This window comes from Spirosoma arboris (genome assembly GCF_009754945.1).
In the GTDB taxonomy this organism is placed as follows: Bacteria; Bacteroidota; Bacteroidia; order Cytophagales; family Spirosomataceae; genus Spirosoma; species Spirosoma arboris.
In genome coordinates this window covers 210717-217412 of the sequence record NZ_WPIN01000015.1, presented here as the reverse complement: position 1 = coordinate 217412, position 6696 = coordinate 210717, and the positions used below count along the sequence as shown (strand labels likewise).

6 protein-coding genes are annotated in these 6696 nt (G+C 42.5%); 4 read left to right on the top strand and 2 right to left on the bottom strand.

Going from position 1 to position 6696, the window contains the following annotated elements:
- The 4 genes from GO755_RS30705 to GO755_RS30690 all read left to right on the top strand — a co-directional run.
- Positions 1-1066: restriction endonuclease subunit S (locus GO755_RS30705; protein ID WP_198174989.1), on the top strand; the 1066-nt coding region annotated here is incomplete at its 5' end.
- Positions 1063-3030: an AAA family ATPase gene (locus GO755_RS30700; RefSeq protein WP_157589259.1), complete on the top strand. Its 1968-nt coding sequence runs from the start codon at positions 1063-1065 to the stop codon at positions 3028-3030. The genes GO755_RS30705 and GO755_RS30700, both read left to right, overlap by 4 nt.
- On the top strand, positions 3027-4097 hold the full coding sequence (locus GO755_RS30695; RefSeq protein ID WP_157589258.1) for an HNH endonuclease signature motif containing protein: 1071 nt from the start codon (positions 3027-3029) through the stop codon (positions 4095-4097). The genes GO755_RS30700 and GO755_RS30695 overlap by 4 nt, the downstream gene beginning before the upstream one ends.
- 124 nt (positions 4098-4221) lie before the next feature.
- A complete protein-coding gene (locus GO755_RS30690) occupies positions 4222-5205 on the top strand; it encodes an SGNH/GDSL hydrolase family protein (protein ID WP_157589257.1) in 984 nt (327 codons plus the stop codon).
- A gap of 87 nt (positions 5206-5292) precedes the next feature.
- Here the strand turns inward: GO755_RS30690 and frr are convergent, their stop codons facing one another.
- Entirely contained in the window at positions 5293-5853 is a 561-nt protein-coding gene (gene frr / locus GO755_RS30685; RefSeq protein ID WP_157589256.1) for a ribosome recycling factor, read from the bottom strand.
- Between the two features lie 92 nt (positions 5854-5945).
- Positions 5946-6677, bottom strand: coding sequence for a UMP kinase (gene pyrH / locus GO755_RS30680; RefSeq protein WP_157589255.1), 732 nt, complete (start codon positions 6675-6677; stop codon positions 5946-5948).
- Between the last annotated feature and the right edge of the window lie 19 nt (positions 6678-6696).

Here is a 6696-nt window from a genome sequence, read left to right as displayed (position 1 = left end):
TAAAGAACTTTCAAAAGCTACATTTGAAAAGTTTACAATCCCTTTTCCTGAAGACCTCACTACCCAACGTCGAATTGCCCAAATATTGAGTCTAACAGAGAGTCTAATCAGGGCCCGGCAGCGCACTCTTGTAGCATTAGACGATTTACTCAAAAGTACATTTTATGAATTCTTTGGCGACCCGGTTCGGAATGAAAAAGGTTGGAAGGTTAAAAAAATTGGCGAAATCATCATAGATATTGTGGCAGGAAATAGTTATGGTGGCAAGGAAAGGCTTTTAAATGAAAATGAGCTAGGCGTTCTTAAAATAAGCGCTGTAACATCTGGAACTTTTAAACCAACAGAGTTTAAAGCTATTTCTAAAGCTATTATTAAAAATCCCGTTATATTTCCCAAAAAAGGAGATTTACTTTTCAGTCGAGCCAATACTAGGGAATTAGTAGGTGCAACTTGCATTGTAGATAAAGATTACGACAATCTTTTCCTTCCTGATAAGTTGTGGCGTGTAGACATTAATAAGAGCGAATGTAATCCGTATTACCTGAAGTATCTTCTGTCAGATGAGAATTTAAGGACAAAGCTAACAGACACAGCAACCGGCACGAGCGGTTCTATGCTTAATATTTCAATGAAAAAGTTTAGGGACTTCAATGCCCCTATAGCACCTCTCGCCCTTCAAACTCAATTCGCGGCAGTAGTCGAGCGAGTGACTAACCTGAGAGTACAACAACAGACATCATTCGCAAGCTTGCAATTACTGTATCAAAGCTTACTACAAGCGGCCTTCCAGGGGAAACTTGATGTGAGCAAAGTAAACGAAGTCGTTCCACGCCCGACTTCTACAAATAGTCAAGGCACTTCTGAAGAATTAATTTGGCAGAAACTCCGCTCTCAAGTTAATAACCAGTCTATTACTTTAGAAGATTTACAAAATGTATTTCCCAATGCAGATTATCCCAAACTACGCGAATTGGTTTTTAACGCCATTGACTCAGGCCATCTAACTCAAACATACGACACTAAAGAACGGGTGGTAAAGTTAAACGCAGGGACACCTCGTACATGAAGCTACTTCGCCTACACTTGCTCAGCCCATTTCGAGGCCTTCCTATTGGTTTCAATGTAACGTTCTATGCTCCCACTACGGCAAATATACTCGCCAATGAGCTTGAGCCGATTTGTATAGTCGGATTGAACGGTTCGGGCAAATCAAACCTCCTTGAAGTAATAGCCGAATTGTTTTATTACTTAGAAAACTATCAACGAGCGGCTGACAAATTGGCTTCGAATCCAACTACTCAAACATATTATGACCCAAAAGTACGGGCTCAATTCGAGGAGAACATCATACAGGAAAGGGACAGCGATAACGCGCATGAAGCTGGTTTGGAGGAGTATAAAACATCGTTTGGTTTTATCGTAGAATATGCATTTGATCCAGCTACGTGGGCTGTCGTACTTGAAGATGCCCTGCGTCGTTCCGAAGACTGGATTCGTTCCCGATTCGATAGTTCTTATATCCAACTCAGATTTACGGACTCACTGAACGCACAGCAACGTATAAATCCCAAACTTCATATTCGCAAAAATCCAGGTGAGTTACCAAATTGGGATGTATTGGAGCACCACCATGAATCAACTTCTCCAGTATTCCAGACGCCATTTATGCCACTGCCTCGGCATATTGTTGGTTATTCATCGGGACTTAACGAGCTATTATCAAATCCGTTTATTCGGATGAATATGCATTATGTCGATGAAAACCTGCTCGACGATAAAAAGTCAGAATCTGTTTCATCTCTCGTTAACTTGGCCTTAAACAGGTTGCTTTTTGTTGATTATGAATCCAACAAAGCGGTTGTACTGTCCAATTACCTGTTCCCCTTTAAAGAATACAGCATTAGCCAAAACCAACGAGAAGCGTACCCTCGTTTGGAAACGCTTAACCAACTGCTTAACGTTAGTTATCTTGAGAGCTTCCGCATAACGTTGCGTATACCTGCCCGAATTAGTTTGAATAATAATTTAGACAGAGTAGTTCAGAAATTGCGCCGATGCGCAACCCTTTCTAATGAGAAAATATTAGATGATGGGCGTACTGAAATCCGCATGGATTTTAAACTAGACGCACCGCCCCAAACATCAGCTAACTTCTTGGCCAATCATACAGATGCAGTGCGACAAGCGTTTCGGGATCATTTTAGTGAGCCCGGCGAATTATTTCAAGGACTGTATTTGTTGCAGCTGCTCAACGTGCGGCTATATAGTGATGCATTACGTAAACGAGTCAAAAATCCTCAGTCTGGCGATAATTTGTCGGATTTATTACCAAAATATGAAGAGCAACAACTTTTATTTTCAATAGGAGATATTGCGTTTCGTAAAACTGGAGTGACTAAGCCTGTTTACTACCAGCAATTGTCCGACGGAGAACACCAACTGTTGCACGTAATGGGCTCCCTCATGCTACTAAATGCGCCTGGTACATTGTTTCTTTTTGACGAACCAGAAACGCATTTTAACCCTGAATGGCGTAGTCGGTTCGTCAGTCTACTTAATGAAGTAGTTCATGACCCTGAATGGGACTATTACGACTCTGAGGAGGATATTGATCAGTACACTGAATTTGAGCGCGAACATCCTCAACGTGAACAAGAAGTTCTATTGACGACGCATTCACCATTTATTGTTTCAGACTGTAAGCCAGAGAAAGTGTTTGTAGCTGAACGAAACCCAAACGGCGAAACAATATTCCACCGAGCATCTGATGAAGACTTTAGCGTTACTGGCTCATTTAATACGTTAGGAGCATCTGAAAGTTTGATTTTAGAAGAAATATTCAATTGGCGTAACAGCGTATCAGATATGATTAAGAAACGTATCGAAGCTATTAAAGCTAATGCAGAAACACTAGATGCGCTACGAGCGGGACGGAAGGAACTATTGACATTTGGCGAGTCAATTGAAAAGTTTGATGCTCTTAATTACCTCAATAAGCGCGAAAAAATACTGCTCAGCCAGACATCATGATCTACGCATACAAGTATTTAGAACCCCATCCTATCGAGCAGTTCCACGAAAATATCACCTATTTTTTCGAACGTTTGTTTGTGCTCAACCCACCTACTTTTGATACTAATGAGCTACTGAATCCAGATTTTACTACTCTTGTTCGGAACTCTCCAGTAACATTATTTAGGCGACTAGAAGCAATTACTCATTCCTATCATTATGCGCTTGATAACGATGAACGTATTATTGTTCAAAATGCCTTCAGGTCTAATAATGATATTGAAGCTATTTGTCAGTGTATTAGTCTTCCTTATAAGTATTCCGATTTGCCTGCTGGGATTCGGGAAGAAATAAAGGACTTTTTTGATCCGCTATGGACAGGGTATCCACAAAATATGCAGGTGGAAGCCTCATTTGGTACGGTAAAAGCACATTTTGATGCGTTTCTAAACTACACTCATCAACAAGCGCTAGTTTGTCCATTCTGCGGTATAACAACATTACAACCTTCGGGTGGAGCGTATAGGGATGCTTATGATCATTTCATCCCAAAGGGGCTTTATCCATTCAATTCGGTTAATTTTCATAATCTGGTTCCTGCCTGCCACATATGTAATAGCCCTGCCAAACACGATACAGATGTACCATTTGACGCAGCTGGTGGCCGTCGTTATATGACATATCCGTTCACAGGAAAAACACCTCATATAGTTGAAGCACACATTGTTTGTCGAACCGATTATGAACTTTCGTCAGATACATCACTTGGCAAAACAAAGTCAATGTGGAGTATTGTACTAACGGAATCTGGTAATACAACTCCAGAAATGGATGGGTGGGACGCTGTTTATAACATCCGGCAACGCTACAAAGATCATATAGGACAGTATGAAAACGAATGGTGGCGCGATATTTTCAAAAAATATAAACGTCAACGTTGGGTTTCTTTTGAGGATTTCAAAACTGATATGCTCGATGATTGGGATAATTTTACAACTACACCAATGGCTATCTTACGAAAAGCGTATTACAGTCATTTGTTTAGCATTCCTGATGTAGAGATGCTGTTTAACCAAACAGTATAAATTACCCTTCGCTTCTCCAAAACTTAAAATCAACTAGAGTGAAATATCTGCACAAAGGTCTTATGCTCTGAACAGAAATCTCGTAACTCATTCATTTTCTTAAACTTACGAGCACTCTCACTTCATGAAACAGAATTCACACCAACAGAAAACCCACTCAGCGATATCACACCTAAGTCGACGGTCATTTTTACACGATGTTGGTATCTTGACAGCCAGTGGGCTTTTACTAGATGCATGCAAATCACAAAACGAAGCATCTTTAATAGCAACGGGAACTCCTATTGCCTGTTATGGTGATAGTCTCACGGATGGGTTTGGTGGGGCAAAAATTTCGGCTCTTCTGGCTACTGCTTTCCCTGGTCGTGTCGTTGAAAATTACGGAATTAGTGGCCAGACAGCTCAGCAAATTGCCGCCCGTCAAGGTGGCCAGCCTTTATTACTCACACTTGACGGGGATGCCTTCGCCGGAACAGCTTCGGTAAAAGTAATCAACCTTTCGGCCCGTGTTTTATCGACACCCGACTCCAATAATACGTCTACATTGACAGGCACGCTAGGCGGAATAAAGTGCACATTAACCCGCACGGCAACGGGAGTGGTTCCAAATCAGATAGAAACCTACACAATTTCTCCAGCCGTATCGACTACCCAGGCCATAACTGCCAATACCCAGTTTTATCTAGACAGCGCTGAAAAAACGAAGTCGTATATTCAGACGCTGTGGCTCGGCCGAAACAATCTGCCAAATATGACAGGAGTAGATGCCCTGATTGACAGTTGTGTAGCGTACCTAAGTAGTCCGCGACGATTTGCGGTGATTGGAGTTTTGAATGCTGTGGGCGAAAGCACTGTCACCAATAATACTATTCTATCCATGAATGCGCTACTGGCCAAAAATTACCCCGCTAATTTTATACCGTCAACTCCTCCAACAGTGGCTGAAATGGCAGCGCTGAATTATACTGCAACTGCACAGGATATGAACGATATAGCTTCTGGTGCCATTCCGAGAGGTATGCGCTATGATGGCCTCCACCTCAATACAACCGGTTATCAGTTAATTGCTAATCGAATTATAATACTCATTAAAGCCAATAATTGGTAACGAAATTGGTCTGCACAAAAAACAAAACCGATCTTTTCGGGATCGGTTTGAGTACTGCCAGACTCATAAAAGAAGTCTTCCAAAAGTTTACACCACCAGAATATCCTTTTCCTTCGCTACAAATATTTCGTCGATACGCGCAATGAAAGCATCGGTGAGTTTCTGAACACGCTCTTCGCCCATCTTTACGGCGTCTTCCGACACACCATCTTTAGTGAGTTTACGAATGTCGTCGTTGGTGTCTTTACGGATATTCCGAACATTGATTTTGGCGGTTTCGACTTCCTGTTTCACCTTTTTAACCAGGTCCCGCCGACGTTCTTCGGTCAATGGAGGAATGCTTAACCGAATCTGCTCACCATCGTTGTTCGGATTAAGGCCAAGATTCGAATTACGAATCGCCTTTTCCACTTCACCAATCATCTTTTTTTCGAATGGCTTGATCGAAATAGTGCGGGCATCGGGGGTGTTAATCGACGCGACTGTATGCAAAGGCGATAACATTCCGTAGTATTCAACCTGAATGCCATCGAGCATGCTTGCATTAGCCTTCCCGGCACGAATTTTAGTCAGTTCGATAGCTAAGTGCTTGAGCGCCTTTTCCATCGTGTCTTTTGCATCGTCGAGAAATAACTCGATTTCTTCCATGTGTGTATATTTCAGGTTTCAGGGTCAAAGTTTCAGGTTTCAGACCAATACAAAAACTTGAAACCTTGAACCTGAAACATTTTTTAAACAGGTTATGGTAATTTCATTGTAATGAGCGTACCCTGGTTATCGTCTCCTTCAATCAGCTTGAGCAGGCTGCCTTGTTTATTCATATTAAACACGATGATAGGCAGGTTATTTTCCTGGCAAAGTGTAAAGGCTGTCAGGTCCATAACACTCAGTTTCTTTTCGTAAACGTCATCGAAGGTAATGCTCGTATATCGCGTTGCTGTTTTATCCTTCATCGGGTCGGCCGTGTAGACTCCGTCTACTTTCGTCCCTTTCAGCACTACGTCGGCCTCTACTTCAATGGCCCGTAAAGCCGCCGTTGAGTCGGTAGTAAAATAGGGATTGCCCGTTCCGGCTGCGAAGATGACCACACGCCCTTTTTCGAGGTGACGCACTGCCCGCCGACGGACATAAGGTTCGCAAACCTGTTCCATCTTAATGGCCGACATAACGCGCGTATACATTTTATGCTTTTCGAGTGAACTCTGGATGGCCATCGCATTGATAACCGTTGCGAGCATACCCATGTAATCACCTTGCACACGGTCTATTCCGGATCGTTCGCCTGAGACTCCCCGGAAGATGTTGCCCCCGCCGATGACAATAGCCACCTGTACGCCCAAATCAACTACTTGTTTTATTTCCTTGCTATATTGTTCGAGCACTACTGGATCAATATTATAACCATTTGGCCCAGCCAGAGCCTCCCCGCTCAGCTTGAGCAGGATACGCTTATACTTTGTCTGCGATGTCATGTAGGGAAATTTTGCGGGC

Bases quoted from the DNA above. Each gene is read 5' to 3' on its own strand.
- GO755_RS30700 (WP_157589259.1), top strand. From the start codon at position 1,063: ATGAAGCTACTTCGCCTACACTTGCTCAGCCCATTTCGAGGCCTTCCT.
- GO755_RS30695 (WP_157589258.1), top strand. From the start codon at position 3,027: ATGATCTACGCATACAAGTATTTAGAACCCCATCCTATCGAGCAGTTC.
- GO755_RS30690 (WP_157589257.1), top strand. From the start codon at position 4,222: ATGAAACAGAATTCACACCAACAGAAAACCCACTCAGCGATATCACAC.
- frr (WP_157589256.1), bottom strand. From the start codon at position 5,853: ATGGAAGAAATCGAGTTATTTCTCGACGATGCAAAAGACACGATGGAA.
- pyrH (WP_157589255.1), bottom strand. From the start codon at position 6,677: ATGACATCGCAGACAAAGTATAAGCGTATCCTGCTCAAGCTGAGCGGG.